Genomic DNA, 14,021 nt, shown 5'->3' with positions numbered 1-14,021 from the left:
CCCGGTCAGGCCGACGACCGCGCCGCCCGCTCGGGGGCCACGCCCAGGGCGGGCAGGATCGCCTGGTCCACGACCGCGGCGATCCACTCGTCGTCGGGGAGGCGGCCGTTGTCGGTCATGTACTTGATGAGCAGCGCCTCGCCGATGTCGGCCACGACCGGGGTCACGCGGGCGGGGTCGACGACGCCGCGCTCGGCGTAGTGCCGCATGACGGTGAGGGTGAACCGGCCGCCGCGCGCGTCGAACACCCGCTTGTACAGCGACTCGACCAGTTCGGGGTGGCGGTGCCGTTCGAGCATCACCTCGCCTATGACGCGCCCGGTCGGCTGCCCCATCCAGTCCGCCATCTGCCGCAGGCTGCGGAGCAGGTCGCCGCGCAGGTCGTCGGCCTCGGGGGCGGGAGTCTCCCGGGGGTAGGTCGCGTGGAGCGCGTCCAGGAGGATCTCCTGGGGTGAGGACCAGCGCCGGTAGAGCACGGTCTTGGCGGTGGCCGCGCGCTTGGCGATGCCCTCCATGGTCAGCCCGTTCACACCGGCCTGGAGGGCTTCCTCGATCACCGAGCGGTGGATGGCCGAGACGAGTTCCGCGCCCCGCCGCCGGGAGCGGTCGGAGGCGCGCGTTCCCTGTTCGTCAGTCATGACTCTTCTCCACTGTTGGATACGTGACCGTATCTTTTTCGGCCGCCATTGGATACGCTTGCGTATCCAAGAGGTGCTGCGGAACCACGCGCCCCTCCCCCCATGTGTCCAAGCCTTCCACCAGTCCGGAACGAACGGGAGCACCGATGACCCCTTCCACCGCCCCACCACCCGCCGTGGGCGCCACCGCAGTCACCGAGCGGTCACTCACCCCCGACCTCGCCCGCGGTGCGATGCTGCTGGTCATCGCCGTCGTCCACGCCTACCTCTTCGTCGCCCCCTACCTCGCGGGCGGCGAGCACACCGGCACGCTCACCCCCGTGGACGCCGTCACCACCGCGGTCGTCACCCTGTTCGCCGAGGCCCGCGGCTACCCCATGTTCGCGGCGCTGTTCGGCTACGGACTGGTCATGATCACCGACCGGCAGCGGGCCGCGGGCCTGGACGCGGCGGGAACGCGCAGGGTCGTGCGCAGGCGCGGCCGGTGGCTGCTGCTGTTCGGACTCCTCCACGCCCTGCTGCTGTACTCCGGCGACATCCTGGGCGCCTACGGACTGATCGCGCTGCTCTTCGCGGGCGCGGTGCACACGGCCTCCGAGCGGCTCCGGACGCACGCCGGCGCCTGGCTCGTCCTGGGCTCGCTGGTCTACACGGTGGCGGTCTTCGCCATCACCGGCCTCACCGCGCACCCGGGAGCAGAGGCCGTGGAGGTCGGTCCGCTCACCGACGCCGCCATCCGCGCCACGGTCTGGCCGGTTCTCACCGTACTCCTCGCCATCACCTCGGCCGGACCGTTCCTCGTGGGCGTCTGGGCCGCGCGGAGACGGCTGCTGGAGCGACCCCGACAACACCTGCGACTGCTGCGCCGCGCCGCGCTGTTCGGGATTCCCGTTGCGGCTCTGGGCGGGATACCGCAGATGCTGGTGGCCACCGGCCGGATCGAGGTACCGACGGACGCGGTGGCGTGGGCGTTCTTCCACCTGCACACGCTCACCGGATACGCGGGCGGTCTCGGCTACGCCGCGCTCATCGCCCTGCTCGCCGTGCGTCTGGAGAACCGCCGGGGGCCGTTCGTCACCGCACTGGCCGCCTGCGGCCAGTGGTCGATGACCTGCTATCTGCTGCAGTCGGTGGCCTGGGTGGTGCTGTTCCTGCCCTACACGCTGAACCTGCACCCCCGTCTCGGGGTGACCGGGACCGTTCTGGCGGGTGCCGCCGTGTGGCTCGCTACCGTGGGAGTCGCGGAGTTCGGTCGTAGGGCGGGCCGCCGCGGACCGGCCGAGACGCTGCTGCGCCGCCTCGCCTACGGACCGAGAAGACCTGCGGCGACACCGGGCGGGTAGTCGCCGGACGAACCGGAGACGCGGACGTGTACCAGGAGAGACCGTCGACCGTGGCGGGCGCGGTGCTGTGGCGGTACCGGGCTCCCGAACACCCGGGGGAGCGCCGGGTGCTGCCCGACGGATGCATGGACATCGTCTGGACGCGGGGCGGGCTGCTCGTGGCCGGTCCCGACACCACGGCGCAACTGGTTCGGGAGACCTCCGGCGACGTCCACGCCGGGCTCCGGTTCGCTCCCGGCCGCGGACCGGTGGTCCTGGGAGCGCCCGCCGCCGAGCTGCGCGACGCGCGCGTGCCGCTGGACCAACTGTGGCCCGCTTCCCTGGTCCGGCGGATCACCGAGCGTGTGGCCGCCGCGTCCGACCCCGCCGGGGCGCTGGAGGCGGACATCACCGCGCTGCCGCTGCGCGAGGGGCTGGCCGACCCGGTGGCCGTGGAGGTGCTGGCCCGCCTGCGGGCCGGAGCGGGCGGCTCCTCGGGGGCGCGGGTGCGTGCGGTGGCCGCGGCGGTCGGCCTCAGCGAGCGCCAACTGCGCAGACGCTGCCTGGTCGCGTTCGGCTACGGCCCCAAGACCCTCGACCGCGTCCTGCGGCTGAACCGCGCCCTGGATCTGGTCCGGTCCGGGACGCCGCTGGCCGAGGCCGCGGCTCGAACCGGTTACGCGGACCAGCCCCACCTCACCCGGGAGGTGCGCGCCCTGACCGGTCTGCCGCCGGGCGCGCTGCTGGACGCCTGACTCACCCCTCGGTCAGGGGCGCGTACAGGTCCACGGAGTTGTTGTCGGGGTCGCGCACCACGGCGTACCGCTGCCCCCACTCCGCGTTCCAGGGCTTCAGCAGGCCCGTGTAGCCCGCCCGGGTCAGGTCGGCGTAGACGGCGTCCACCTCGTCCGGGCTGCCGCAGGCGAAGGCCAGCCCGACCCGTCCGGCGGCTCCGTCGCCCCTCCAGTCCGGATCGAAGGCGTGGACCACCTCGTCGGTGTCCCAGGCGAGCTTCATGCCGCCGCCGAGTACCACCTCGACGTGCGGCTGGGAGTCGGCCTCGGCGGGGATGTCGAGGCCGAGCCGCCGGTAGAACGCCAGCGAACGCGCCATGTCCGAGGTGGTGATGCCGATGTAGTTCAACGTGACAGCCATGCGGCCACCGTAGGCGGAGCCCTCCGGCACGGTCTTGAAGGAAACGGACACGCGAGCCTGTGCGGCGACGACGCCGGATATCCCGGTGTCACGTGCGACGTCATCGGTTGCCGGGGTTACCGACGCTGAGAGGCCGCGAGTTTGGCGGCCGGACGTGGAGAGGGGACGTCCGGGGTGGGACGCCAGGCGTGGTCGGTGACCTCCTCCGTCTGGAGGCGCACCTCACGGCTGTGGGGTTGGTGCAGGTAGCGGAAGTCGAAGTGCCAGTGCTCGGGTTCATCCTCGGCCGGGTTGGCGGGGAAGCGGTGGATGTCGATGTCGAGTGGGACCGCGTCGGTTTCCCCCCTCGGGGACCACCCGCTCGGGGCGCAGACCGGTCTCCTCCGCCAGTTCGCGCGGGGACGCGGCCAGCAGGTCGGTGCCCTCGGCCTCCAGGTGACCGCCGGGCAGCAGCCACGTGTCGAGTACCCGGTGGCCTTGGCGGTTCAGCTCGGCGTGGACCTTGCGCACCCCGTAGACGCCGTGGTTGTCGGCGTGCACCTTGGCGACCGCCTCGCTGGTGGCCGCATCAGTGCGCGAGCGCGGCGAGGGCGGCCGGGGCCTGGCCGCGTAGTAGGTGGACGGGGCGACCCGCAGCACTGCGCAGATCGGCTCGACCCCGAACTCGGCGCGGTGAGCGGCGATGAAGGCGACCACTCGATGTGTGGGCGGTCGGGTCCTGCGGCGAAAAAGCCGACGCGGATGTGAGGATCGCGTTGGCCCGCCGCGGCTCACGCACCTCGCGTTCGAGTTCGGTGATCCTTCGAACCTGGTCGGTGGTGGTGCCGGGACGCTGCCCGGCGTCGACCTCGGCCCGGGCCACCCAGGTGCGCGGCGTCTCGCGGTTGACGCCGGGCTGGTCGGCGATGCGGGCGATTCACCCCGGGGCGTGTGGCCGGAACTCGGCCGGGTATCCACGACGTCCCACGATGCCCTCCCTGAGGTCACGTGGCCCCAGAATCCAGGAATCCGACTCCGAAAAACGCGGGACACACCAAAGCCTCCATCACACCCGGTACGGAACAGTACGAGGAGTCACGTACTCCACGGAGTCGTCATTCACACGCGAGGGCGAGAGTCCATATCCGCTCCTGGCCATGTTTGCCGTAGTGGCAGGGGTGGTACGCGCTCCTGCCACCCTGCTGGTGACCTTCTGGACAGGGGCCTTGGGCGGAAGGGGAGACAGGCCCGTATCGGCAGGAACAACAGCACTCTCATCGAGAGTTGCCTCGCGATTTCACATAGTGAAAGTCAAGAACCGACACACCATGATGTTGTGTCTCTTTCCGGTGAGCACCCCTAGATGATGTGTTGTAGAGTCGTGCCCCGCCGGTGGTTCGCCGCGGGACACAGGGCCTCGGCGGCGGGAAGCGGTGTGCTCTCAGGGCTGTTCCACAGTGCTGAACGGGACAGAGGTCGCGGTCAGGCACTGGTTCAGGGTCGGGAACGGCCAGAGGCGGACAGGACGCGGAGAAGCGACGCGTCCGCGACCCCGGAATCCCGCCACCGGCACGCGCTCGCAGCGCACAGACACGGGGGTTCGGTAGAGCCGTCGCGCAACGGGGAGAGTTCACGATCGCACGTCACGTGCTCCTTTGGTGTGCGCGGTTTCCGCCAATCCCCCAACCGGTTGTCACCTACCAGGTTGGAGCCACCTTGACCATCGACACGGACGTCGATTCCGCCCCGATCCCCTCCGCCGTCCCCATGGAGCGGATCAGGCAGGTGGTCGCCGAGGCGTGCCAGGGACTGCCCGGCGCGTCGGCGGAGACGGTCGTCGCGGAGGCCCGGCGGGGCCTGTACCCGGGCATCACCCCCGCCGAACTCGAACTCGCGCTGATCATGGCGGCGCGCACCTTCGTCGAAGTCGACCCCGACTACTCCTACGTCAGCGCCCGACTGCTGCTGGACAAGCTCCGCAGGGAGGCGCTGACCTTCCTCAGCGGACGCCGCGACGAGGCCACCCACGCGGACATGGCCCGCCGCTACCCCGAATACCTGCGCTCCTACGTCGCGCGCGGCATCGAACTGGAACAGCTCACCCCCGAACTCGCCGACTTCGACCTGGACCGGCTCGGCGCGGCGCTGCGCCCCGAACGCGACCTGGGCTTCACCTACCTGGGCCTGCAGACCCTCTACGACCGCTACTTCCTGCACCGCGACGGCACCCGCTACGAGTTGCCGCAGGCGTTCCTCATGCGCGTGGCCATGGGCCTGGCGCTGCGCGAGGACGACCGGAACGCGCGAGCCGTCGAGTTCTACGAGCTGCTGTCCTCGTTCGACTTCATGTGCTCCACCCCCACCCTGTTCAACTCCGGCACCCGCCGCCCCCAGCTCTCCTCCTGCTTCCTCACCACCGTCAGCGACGACCTCGCCCAGATCTTCCACGGCATCAGCAACAACGCCCTGCTGTCCAAGTACTCCGGCGGACTCGGCAACGACTGGACGCCCGTGCGCGGCCTCGGCGCCCACATCAACGGCACCAACGGCAAGAGCCAGGGCATCGTCCCGTTCCTCAAGATCGCCAACGACACCGCGGTGGCGGTCAACCAGGGGGGCAAGCGCAAGGGCGCGGTCTGCGCCTACCTGGAGACCTGGCACATCGACATAGAGGAATTCCTCGACCTGCGCAAGAACACCGGTGACGAGCGCCGCCGCACCCACGACATGAACACCGCCAACTGGGTGCCCGACCTGTTTTTGGAGCGGGTCGAGAGCGACGCCCAGTGGACCCTGTTCTCCCCCGACGAGGTGCCCGACCTGCACGACCGCTACGGCGAGGACTTCGCGCGCGCCTACGTCGGCTACGAGCGCGCCGCCGACCGCGGCGAGATCCGCGTGTTCCGCCGGGTGCGCGCCGTGGACCTGTGGCGGCGCATGCTCACCATGCTGTTCGAGACCGGCCACCCGTGGATCACCTTCAAGGACCCGTGCAACCTGCGCTCCCCGCAGCAGCACGTCGGCGTGGTGCACTCCTCCAACCTGTGCACCGAGATCACCCTGAACACCAGCGTCGACGAGGTCGCCGTGTGCAACCTCGGCTCGGTGAACCTGGCCAACCACGTCGGCCCCGACGGGCTGGACGCCGAGCGGCTGCGCCGGACCGTGCGCACCGCCGTGCGCATGCTCGACAACGTCATCGACGTGAACCTGTACACGATTCCCGAGGCCGAACGCGCCAACCTGCGGCACCGCCCGGTCGGCCTGGGGCTGATGGGCTACCAGGACGCGCTGTTCACGCTGCGGCTGCCCGTGGCCTCCCAGGAGGCCGTGGAGTTCGCCGACGAGAGCATGGAGCTGATCAGCTACCACGCCATCGAGGCCTCCGCGGACCTGGCGGCCGAGCGCGGCGCCTACGCCTCCTTCGACGGGTCGCTGTGGAGCCGGGGAGTCCTGCCGATCGACTCGCTGGAGCTGCTCGCCGACGCGCGCCGCGGCGACCTGGAGGTGGACACCACCCGGCGGCTGGACTGGGACACGCTGCGCGAGAAGGTGCGGACCACCGGGATGCGCAACTCCAACGTGATGGCGATCGCGCCGACCGCGACCATCGCCAACATCACCGGCGTCAGCCAGTCCATCGAGCCGATCTACCGCAACCTGTTCGTCAAGTCGAACATGTCCGGCGACTTCACCGTCGTCAACCCCCACCTGGTGCGCGACCTCAAGGAGCGCGGCCTGTGGGACGCGGAGACGGTGGCGGCGCTGAAGCTGCACGACGGCAGCCTCGGTGCGGTCGACCGGGTGCCCGACGACCTGAAGCGGTTGTACGCCACCGCCTTCGAGATCGACCCGTCCTGGCTGGTGGACGCGGCGTCGCGGCGGCAGAAGTGGCTCGACCAGGCGCAGTCGCTGAACCTGTACATGGCCGAGCCGAGCGGACGCAAGCTCGACGAGCTGTACCGGCGGGCCTGGCGCAGGGGGCTCAAGACCACCTACTACCTGCGGTCGCAGAGCGCCACGCACGTGGAGAAGAGCACGCTCAGGGGCACCGACGGCAGGCTCAACGCGGTCGCGCCCGTGGCGGCCGCGGCGCCTTCCCCGAGTCCGTCGCCCACTCCCTCCCCGAGCCCGTCGCCCCGCCCGACCGCCGTCCCGCCGAACCCGGCCCCCGGAGCGGCGCCGGCCCCCGACCTCGACCCGGACGCAGCGTTCTGCTCGCTGGACGACCCCGACTGCGAAGCCTGCCAGTAGCGGGCGCCGCTCCCCCTCTCTCCCGCGGCCGTGCCCTCCCGGGGCGGGCACGGCCGCGCCCCGAGCGAACCGAAAGGAACCCATGACCACCACCGCCGACAGCACCGGTCTCGGTGAGATCCAGAGCGGCGCCGCCCGCGTCGACGTCACGGACAAGCGGATGATCAACTCCCGCGCCGACGTCAACCAGCTGCTGCCGCTCAAGTACCGCTGGGCGTGGGAGAAGTACCTGGCCGGATGCAACAACCACTGGATGCCGACCGAGGTCGCCATGCAGGCCGACATCGCGCTGTGGAAGTCTCCCGACGGCCTCACCGAGGACGAGCGGCTCATGATCAAGCGCAACCTCGGCTTCTTCGCCACCGCCGAGTCGCTGGTGGCCAACAACATCGTGCTGGCGGTCTACCGGCACCTCACCAACCCCGAGTGCCGCCAGTACCTGCTGCGGCAGGCGTTCGAGGAGGCCGTGCACACGCACACCTTCCAGTACGTCTGCGAGAGCCTCGGCCTGGACGAGGGCGAGCTGTTCAACATGTACCGCGAGGTGCCCTCGATCACCGAGAAGGACGCGTGGGCGCTGCGCTACACCCGCAACCTGGAGAACCCGGACTTCACCACCGGCACACCGGAGGCGGACCAGGCGTTCCTGCGCGACCTCGTCGCCTTCTACGTGGTGTTCGAGGGCATGTGGTTCTACACCGGGTTCGCGCAGATCCTGTCGCTGGGGCGGCGCAACAAGATGGTGGGGGTCGCCGAGCAGTACCAGTACATCCTGCGCGACGAGAGCATCCACCTGAACTTCGGCATCGACGTGATCAACCAGATCAAGATCGAGAATCCGCACCTGTGGACCGAGGAGTTCCAGGACGAGGTGCGCACCATGCTCGTCGAGGCGTGCGCGTTGGAGGTCGCCTACGGCCGGGAGACCATGCCGCGCGGCATTCTGGGCCTCAACGCGGAGTTGTGCGAGCAGTACATGCACTTCGTCACCGACCGCCGCGCCGAGCAGATCGGACTGGCTCCGATCTTCGGCGAGACGGAGAACCCGTTCCCGTGGATGTCGGAGATGATGGACCTGAAGAAGGAGAAGAACTTCTTCGAGACGAGGGTGATCGAGTACCAGACGGGCGGCGGCCTGTCCTGGGACTGACCCGGGACTACACGGTGGCTCTCCCTCTCCCGCGGAGGGGGAGAACCCCCTCTGGGAGAATTCTGCGGCGGGGCCGCGGCCCCGCCGCGTCGCGGGGGATCGGCCGGACGGGGAACCGGGGGGTGTCTTCGGGACTCCGAAGAGAGAAGATGTGAACCCGACCGGTGGCCACGGCCCCACGGCATGTGACACGTCTCGGAGTCGGCCGCGGCCCGGTCCGTCGCCGAGCACACCGGTCCCCGCTCCTCCCCGCCCGGCGCTCCCGGGGGGAGGACGACCGACAGGGAGATGGACGCCCAGTGAAGACCCCCCGTATCGCTGCCGCCCTGACCGTGCTGGGACTCACCGCCTGCTCCGTGTCCACCGGACCCGACCAGGTGGGGTTGGAGTACGATTCCGGAGCGTTCTCCTCCACCACGTTCGACAACTGTGTCGAGCCCGGTGAGCGCGAGTACTACGGCCCCGGTGACCAGACCTTCGTCTACCCGGGCGGCCAGCGCACGTTCACGTTCAGCGGCTCCGAGCACGCCGAGGCGCCCCCGGCCACCGTCGTGTCCAACGACGACCTGGAGTTGACCGTGGAGGGGGTGGTCACGTTCACCCTCAACCCGACCTGCGAGACGTTGCGCGAGTGGCACGAGCGCATCGGGCTGAAGTACGACGCCGACACCGACGCGGGCTGGGTGCGGATGCTGGCCACCTACATCGGGCAGCCGTTGAACCGCGCCCTCGACGACGCCAGCAAGGACTACTCCTGGCGCGACCTGTACACCTCGGCCGAGGCCAAGGCCGAGTGGGAGAAGAAGGTCGGGGAGTTGCTGTCCGCCTACATCGCGGAGCAGGGCGGCGGCGAGTTCTTCTGCTCCCTGGACTACACCGGCGCCGAGGGCCAGGAGTGCGGCGCCCCGCAGTTGACGATCCAGCAGCCGGTTCCGCCGGCGGACGTGCGCGAGGCCCTCACCAAGGCGCAGACGGCCATCGAGGAGACGGCCGCCCAGGAGGAGGAGAACAAGCGCGTCGAGATGGAGTTGGAGGCGATCGAGCAGCTCGTCGAGGTTCTCGGCCCCGAGGGCTACGTCCTCTACGAGGCGTTGAAGAACGGCGACATCGAGGTGATTCCGGTGCCGTCCGGCGGCGGGGTCAACATCACTCCTCGCGGTGACGACTGACCGTTCCGGTGACGGGGCTGCTCCCCGTGGAGCGGCCCCGTCCTGCCGCCGGAGGCGGGGTGGGGGTTGATCGGGGCGTTCTCCGGAAGCACTATGTGGCTTAAGTCACTTTTGCCCGGTTGCGGGTAGTGAGGAGCCCCCCATGACCGACTCCGTACTGGCCTCGGTGCTCACCTTCGCCGCCTATTTCGCGGTGATGGTGGGCATCGGCCTGTGGATGTACCGGCGCACATCATCCCCCTCCGACTTCTTCCTCGGCGGACGCCGACTCAACAGTTGGGTGTCCGGCCTCAGCGCCAACGCCAGTGACTTCAGCGGCTGGCTGCTACTGGGCCTGCCCGGCGCGATCTACCTCTCCGGCCTGGGTGAGGCGTGGATCGCGGTCGGTCTGGCCGTCGGCTTCTACGCGAGCTGGCGCGTCGTCGCGCCCCGGTTGCGGGTCTACACCGAACGCGCCACGGACGCCCGCAGCGGAGGGGAGTCCGACTCCCTGACCCTCTCGTCCTTCCTGGAGAACCGGTTCGGTGAGCGGCGCGGCCTGCTGCGCGGCGTCTCCGCCCTGCTCATCCTGGTGTTCTACCTGTTCTACGTGGCCTCCGGCCTGGTCGCCATGGCCGTGCTGTTCGACCAGGTCTTCGACCTGCCGGGCGCGGTGGCGGTGGTCCTGGGCGCCTCGATCATCGTGCTCTACACCTTCCTCGGCGGTTTCCTCGCGGTCAGCTTCACGGACGTGATCCAGGCGGTCATGATGTGGCTCGCGCTGCTGGCGGTCCTCGTGGCCGCCCTGGTCGCGCTCGGCGGCTTCGGCGGGGTCGTCGACGGGGTGACCGCGCGCGGTGACGCCCTCTTCTCCGCGTTCGGCGGGGTGTCCCTGTCCGACGGCGCGTGGCGGCCCACCGACACCCTCGGCGTTCTGGTGATCATCTCCGGCCTGGCCTGGGGAATCGGCTACTTCGGGCAGCCGCACATCCTGGCCCGGTTCATGGGCATCCGCTCGGTCGCCCACATCGCCAGGGCCAGAGTGGTCAGCGTCGCGTGGGCGGTCACCGCGATGGCCCTGGCCGTCCTCGTCGGGTTCGTCGGCATCGCCTACTTCGACGAGCCGCTGGGCAACCCCGAGAGCGTGTTCCTGTCGCTGATCCAGACGCTCATGAACCCGTGGGTCGCGGGCTTCCTGCTCTCGGCGGTCCTCGCCGCGGTGATGAGCACCGCCGACTCGCAACTGCTGGTCGCCGCCGCGGCGCTGACCGAGGACGGCTACCGCGTTCTCGTCCGCCGCGGCGCCTCGCCCACCGCGCCGGTCTGGCCCAGCAGGTTCGCCGTGGTCGGGGTGGCGGTCGCAGCCGGTGCCCTCGCTCTCACCAGTGAGGAGAGCGTCCTCGAACTCGTGGGTTACGCCTGGGCCGGGTTCGGCGCGGCGTTCGGTCCGGTCATCGTGCTGGCGCTGTACTGGCGCCGGATGAACTGGGTGGGCGCGCTGGCGGGCATGGTCGCGGGCGGCGCGGTCGCGCTGGTCTGGCCGAGCGTCGACCCGGTCGGCCTGTACGCGATGGTCCCGGCGGTGCTCGCCTCCGTGGTCGCGATCCTCGCGCTCAACCCGCTCGGTCCGAAGACGACGGAACAGTTGGCGGCGGACTTCCGGAGGGTCGAGGAGGAGGTCGCGAGCGGCACCTGACCTCCGGCGTCGGCGGAGGGCGGACCACGCCCACCGGAAAGCGCCCTCCGCCGCGTCACGAACCGGACACCGGGTGTGGCATCAAAGCGGGAAATACCGGTAGAACGGTCGACATGAGCCCCAAGAACGAGCTCCCTGTCGCCTGGTCCCGGCTTGACGTCGCCGAGGGGCTCTGCGTCGGCACCCTCGTCACCGAACGGCGCGGGTTCCGCCTGGAAGCCGGTGAGGTCGTCGCCGACCTGCGAGAACGCTATTCGTGCCGGTTCAGCGTGCACACCGACCTGGCGTGGACGACCAGGGAGGCTCGGGTGGACGTCGTCGACGCGCGCGGCACGCACACCCTGGAACTGGTGAACCGGGCGGGGCAGTGGACGGTCAACGGCACGGCGGCCCCCGAGCTGGAGGGGTGCGTGGACGTGGACGTGGCGGCGGCCCCGCTCACCAACACGCTGCCCATCCGCCGCCTGGGACTGGAACCGGGAGAGCACCGGGACATCCACGTCGCCTGGGTGGACGTGCCGGGACTGAAGGTCAAGCGGATGCGGCAGCGCTACACCCGCCTGCCCCCCTCGGAGGGGCTGGACCGCTACGAGTACCGCGACTCCGGATTCGGGGCGTTCGGCCTGACCGTGGACGGTAACGGCATGGTCGTCGACTACGAGCGCCTGGCCCGCCGGATTCCGTGAGCGGCGGTTCCGGTCACCGCGCCAGTCCCCTGGGGGCCACGTCGATGGCGAGGCCGCTCCGGTCGGTCGAGGTCGTCGGCCGCCCAGCCGCCGCTGAGGGCGGGAATCGGCTGGACGGGCAACGTCGGCTCCCGCCGGATCGGCAGGCCGGAGGGACCGCCGCCGACCGGGGCGGCGGTCCGGTGGGAAAAGTATCGGAAAACCTGCCATAACGTGTGTGAATTCCGTGGGGCTCGACGTTTGGGCATGTCCTTTTCCTCCTCGGGTACAGCTGTGATTCATGGGGGAGTCGCGAATTGTTTACGAAAGACGGGGAGGCGGCAGCCCTCTGGTGCTGCTGCACGGACTGGGACACCGTAGGCAGGCGTGGCGGCCGGTGCTGCGGATGCTGGACACCGCGCACGACGTGATCGCGCTGGACCTGCCGGGCTTCGGCGCCTCCAGCGCGCCCGGTGCGGGGGAGCGCTACGACATCGCCTGGCTGGTGGACGCGGTGGAGCGGTTCTGCGCCCGGTTGGGGCTGCGCAGACCGCACCTGGCGGGCAACTCGCTGGGCGGAGCGATCGCACTGGAGTTGGCCGCGCGCGGAACCGCCGCCTCGGCCACCGTGTTCTCGCCCATCGGATTCACCGTCGGGCCCGAGAACGTGGGAAACCGTCTGCTCACCCTGGGGATGGGAGTGGCCGCGCGGGTGCCCGAACACATCCGGGTGGCAGTGGCCGACAGCCCGCTCATGCGGACCGTCGCGCGGCGGGTGCTGCGCGGCGACCCCGACATCCGGCACCACAACGACGTGCGCTTCGACGCCACCGTGCTCTCCGCCGGATCTCCCTTCACCCGGCTGGCTCCCGAGGTCGCCGCCTACTCGTTCACCGCGGACACCGTGGAGTGTCCGGTGACCGTCGGCTGGGGGGACCGCGACCGCATCCTCACCCCGCGTGCGGCGCGCCGGGCCGCCGCGCGCATCGCGCACGCCCGCCTGGTCAGCCTGCCGGGGTGCGGCCACGTGCCCATGGCGGACCGGCCGGCGCTGGTGTCGGCCGCCATCATGGGGACCACCCGGGCCGTCGAGCAGTCCGCGGCCCGGTTCTGAACGATTTCGGTCGATCCGCCGATTCGCGCCTGAACACCGTGTGGTTGCCTTGAGAAGGTATGCCCCCTGGAGGTGAACAACGGTGAGGACGCGACGAGACGACCACGTTCGCTGGTTGCGCGTGGAGGGTGCGCGCATGGCCGACGCCGCCGAGGCCGCCGGACTGGACGCGAAGGTTCCCACCTGCCCCGACTGGCGGGTGCGGGACCTGCTGCGGCACACCGGCGGAGTGCACCGGTTCGCCGCGGCGATCGTGGGCGGGCGGCTGACGAAGCGTCCCCGGGGAGAGGAGCACGCGGCGATCGTGCGCGACTGGCCGGAGGACGACGACGGACTGCTCCCCTGGTTCCGGGACGGCCACGCCCGGCTCGTGGACGTCCTGGGAGCGGCGGACCTGGACACGGAGTGCTGGAGTTTCCAACCGGCGCCGTCCCCGGTGGAGTTCTGGGCGCGCCGCCAGGCCCACGAGACGACCATCCACCGCATCGACGCCGAGGCCGCGGGAAGAGGCGCGACCCCGGTGTCCGCCGGTTTCGCGGCCGACGGCGTCGACGAGATCCTGCGTCACTTCTTCACCTCCCGCAACCCGCAGGTCACCGCCGAGCCGCCGCGCACGCTGGCCGTGCGGGCCGTCGACACCGGCGACGCCTGGCTGGTCACCATCGGACCGGACGGCGTGGACACCGCACGCGGTTACGGGATGGCCGACTGCACGGTCACCGGGAACGCCGGTGACCTGTACACGCTGCTGTGGAACCGACGCGGCGCCACCGGTCTCACCGTGACCGGGGACGCTTCCGTCCTGGAACTGTGGCGTACCAGAGCTCACGTGATCTGGCCCTGGGACTGAGGCGGCACGGACGCCGAACGGCCCCGAACCCGCAGAGACCCCTCTCCGCC

12 protein-coding genes and 1 other annotated feature are annotated in these 14,021 nt (G+C 70.5%); of the genes, 9 read left to right on the top strand and 3 right to left on the bottom strand.

Annotated features, from left to right (window positions below; translation table 11 throughout):
* Positions 1–5 precede the first annotated feature (5 nt).
* A complete protein-coding gene (locus tag NI17_RS18805) occupies positions 6–638 on the bottom strand; it encodes a TetR/AcrR family transcriptional regulator (RefSeq protein WP_068691288.1) in 633 nt (210 codons plus the stop codon).
* Between the two features lie 146 nt (positions 639–784).
* Here NI17_RS18805 and NI17_RS18800 point away from each other — a divergent pair, with 146 nt between their 5' ends.
* Together NI17_RS18800 and NI17_RS18795 are read left to right on the top strand one after the other, a co-directional pair.
* Complete coding sequence (locus NI17_RS18800) at positions 785–1,981, top strand: DUF418 domain-containing protein (RefSeq protein WP_068691286.1); 1,197 nt, start codon at positions 785–787, stop codon at positions 1,979–1,981.
* Between the two features lie 26 nt (positions 1,982–2,007).
* Positions 2,008–2,715 (top strand): helix-turn-helix transcriptional regulator, encoded by a 708-nt coding sequence (locus NI17_RS18795; protein WP_068691284.1) that lies wholly within the window; start codon positions 2,008–2,010, stop codon positions 2,713–2,715.
* Position 2,716: 1 nt separating this feature from the next.
* Here NI17_RS18795 and NI17_RS18790 read toward each other — a convergent pair whose 3' ends face one another.
* Together NI17_RS18790 and NI17_RS18785 are read right to left on the bottom strand one after the other, a co-directional pair.
* Entirely contained in the window at positions 2,717–3,115 is a 399-nt protein-coding gene (locus tag NI17_RS18790) for a VOC family protein (RefSeq protein ID WP_084012603.1), read from the bottom strand.
* Between the two features lie 276 nt (positions 3,116–3,391).
* Positions 3,392–3,811, bottom strand: coding sequence for an IS3 family transposase (locus NI17_RS18785; protein ID WP_084012598.1), 420 nt, complete (start codon positions 3,809–3,811; stop codon positions 3,392–3,394).
* Positions 3,737–3,850, bottom strand: a sequence feature (AL1L pseudoknot). It overlaps the preceding gene by 75 nt.
* A 1,011-nt stretch (positions 3,851–4,861) precedes the next feature.
* Between NI17_RS18785 and NI17_RS18775 the strand changes: the two genes are divergently transcribed.
* The 7 genes from NI17_RS18775 to NI17_RS18745 all read left to right on the top strand — a co-directional run bounded on the left by NI17_RS18775 (position 4,862) and on the right by NI17_RS18745 (position 13,971).
* Positions 4,862–7,348 carry a ribonucleoside-diphosphate reductase subunit alpha gene (locus NI17_RS18775; RefSeq protein WP_234401923.1) on the top strand — a complete coding sequence of 829 codons (2,487 nt, stop codon included), beginning with the start codon at positions 4,862–4,864 and terminating at the stop codon, positions 7,346–7,348.
* 82 nt (positions 7,349–7,430) lie between these two features.
* On the top strand, positions 7,431–8,498 hold the full coding sequence (locus NI17_RS18770) for a ribonucleotide-diphosphate reductase subunit beta (RefSeq protein WP_068691278.1): 1,068 nt from the start codon (positions 7,431–7,433) through the stop codon (positions 8,496–8,498).
* A 299-nt stretch (positions 8,499–8,797) separates the two neighbouring features.
* On the top strand, positions 8,798–9,667 hold the full coding sequence (locus NI17_RS18765; protein ID WP_068691274.1) for an SPFH domain-containing protein: 870 nt from the start codon (positions 8,798–8,800) through the stop codon (positions 9,665–9,667).
* Positions 9,668–9,809: 142 nt separating this feature from the next.
* Complete coding sequence (gene putP / locus NI17_RS18760) at positions 9,810–11,342, top strand: sodium/proline symporter PutP (RefSeq protein WP_068691272.1); 1,533 nt, start codon at positions 9,810–9,812, stop codon at positions 11,340–11,342.
* 113 nt (positions 11,343–11,455) lie between these two features.
* On the top strand, positions 11,456–12,028 hold the full coding sequence (locus NI17_RS18755) for a putative glycolipid-binding domain-containing protein (RefSeq protein WP_068691270.1): 573 nt from the start codon (positions 11,456–11,458) through the stop codon (positions 12,026–12,028).
* Positions 12,029–12,359: 331 nt separating this feature from the next.
* Positions 12,360–13,121: an alpha/beta fold hydrolase gene (locus NI17_RS18750; RefSeq protein ID WP_234401918.1), complete on the top strand. Its 762-nt coding sequence runs from the start codon at positions 12,360–12,362 to the stop codon at positions 13,119–13,121.
* Between the two features lie 82 nt (positions 13,122–13,203).
* Positions 13,204–13,971 (top strand): maleylpyruvate isomerase family mycothiol-dependent enzyme, encoded by a 768-nt coding sequence (locus NI17_RS18745; protein WP_084012597.1) that lies wholly within the window; start codon positions 13,204–13,206, stop codon positions 13,969–13,971.
* Positions 13,972–14,021 lie beyond the last annotated feature (50 nt).

Origin of the sequence: Thermobifida halotolerans, from assembly GCF_003574835.2 — a bacterium.
GTDB classification, from domain to species: Bacteria; Actinomycetota; Actinomycetes; order Streptosporangiales; family Streptosporangiaceae; genus Thermobifida; species Thermobifida halotolerans.
The sequence above is the reverse complement of the archived record's forward strand: the minus strand, read 5'-3'. Positions and strand labels throughout refer to the sequence as shown.

Excerpts from the sequence above, each read along its gene's own strand:
- NI17_RS18805 (WP_068691288.1), bottom strand. The coding sequence starts at position 638 with ATGACTGACGAACAGGGAACGCGCGCCTCCGACCGCTCCCGGCGGCGG.
- NI17_RS18800 (WP_068691286.1), top strand. The coding sequence starts at position 785 with ATGACCCCTTCCACCGCCCCACCACCCGCCGTGGGCGCCACCGCAGTC.
- NI17_RS18790 (WP_084012603.1), bottom strand. The coding sequence starts at position 3,115 with ATGGCTGTCACGTTGAACTACATCGGCATCACCACCTCGGACATGGCG.
- NI17_RS18775 (WP_234401923.1), top strand. The coding sequence starts at position 4,862 with ATGGAGCGGATCAGGCAGGTGGTCGCCGAGGCGTGCCAGGGACTGCCC.
- NI17_RS18770 (WP_068691278.1), top strand. The coding sequence starts at position 7,431 with ATGACCACCACCGCCGACAGCACCGGTCTCGGTGAGATCCAGAGCGGC.
- putP (WP_068691272.1), top strand. The coding sequence starts at position 9,810 with ATGACCGACTCCGTACTGGCCTCGGTGCTCACCTTCGCCGCCTATTTC.
- NI17_RS18755 (WP_068691270.1), top strand. The coding sequence starts at position 11,456 with ATGAGCCCCAAGAACGAGCTCCCTGTCGCCTGGTCCCGGCTTGACGTC.